This is a genomic window from uncultured Campylobacter sp. (assembly GCF_937949835.1).
Taxonomy (GTDB): domain Bacteria; phylum Campylobacterota; class Campylobacteria; order Campylobacterales; family Campylobacteraceae; genus Campylobacter_B.
This window is the reverse complement of the sequence record NZ_CALEDC010000122.1, coordinates 1-1077: the sequence shown is the minus strand read 5'-3', so window position 1 is coordinate 1077 and position 1077 is coordinate 1. Positions and strand designations below refer to the sequence as shown.

The window sequence follows — 1077 nt, the reverse complement described above, 5'->3', positions numbered from 1 at the left end:
TTGCGATTAATTTTTATCGCTAGCTTTGCTGACGAAGCCGCATTTGCTTTGCCGCGGCTAGCGAAAGCAAATATAACTGCGGCTAGTGGGGTTAGCGGTCGCGGCAAGCTCACCGGTCTATCTTTAAGCGCGCGAGTTTGGAATTTCCATGCTTACCATTTTCGATTGCGTCGCAAAATTTTGCATAAATTTGCACTTAAGATTTCCGCTTGCACGCTAAATTTTAAATTCCAAGGAGCGCAGATGGCGTTTGAAAATACAATCATCACTAAAGAGGATGATGAGAAGTATGGATTGAGTAAAATTTACTACAAATATAATCCATACTATGAGACTTTTATTAATGAGCTGCGATGGACTATCGATAGGGAGAGAGATTGCTGGGCTTGGTTTCTTTATAGCTTCCCAGGCTATGAACACGACCACGATTACGATACAAAGTCTATTTGGATCTTATATCATAAAGGTGAAATTATAGAGATGATTATAGATCATGAGGTCAATATTGATAGAAAAGTAGTTCCAGAGGAATTTCATAGGATTTGGAAACTCCTAGATTTAAAACCAAATCATACGCAAAGTTTTAATAAGCAAGATATTTTATGCCTGTTAAAAGAAATTTTGGAAGTATATAGGGACTGTGACTTGTGGAAATCGGAGCCGAATTATACTATGGAACTACAAGACCTAACTGATTGCGGCGCAAAATAGGGCTTCAAATTTAACTCTATTTTAGCCCCGCATAAAACTAAATTTCATGGAATTCTAAAATTTCTTGTAAATAAAATTTATCAAAATCATCGATGCGAGCGCCTCTATGAGCGAGGCGATGATCATCGCGAAGTATATCTCTTGCGAGATCGCGGCGGTAGAGTAAAAGAGCGTCGCCGTGGCGATCACTAGCGTCAGAGGCATAGAAAGCGATAGCGCGAAAAGCGCCGCACCTTTGCGGCCCAGGGTGCTTAAAAACGTAGCGCTCGCAAGCAGCCTGATGCCAAACATCAGCGCCGCTAGGCTTACGGCAAAGCTCATCACTCCGGGCATAAGGAGCGCTTCTAGCTTGATCACGGCTCCGGT

At 42.2% G+C, this 1077-nt stretch carries 1 protein-coding gene and 1 pseudogene; one reads left to right on the top strand and one right to left on the bottom strand.

What is annotated here, in order from left to right:
• Positions 1–711: hypothetical protein (locus Q0256_RS02660; protein WP_297959806.1), on the top strand; the 711-nt coding region annotated here is incomplete at its 5' end.
• Between the two features lie 54 nt (positions 712–765).
• Here the strand turns inward: Q0256_RS02660 and Q0256_RS02655 are convergent.
• Positions 766–1077: pseudogene (locus tag Q0256_RS02655) on the bottom strand (cation:proton antiporter); the annotation flags it as partial.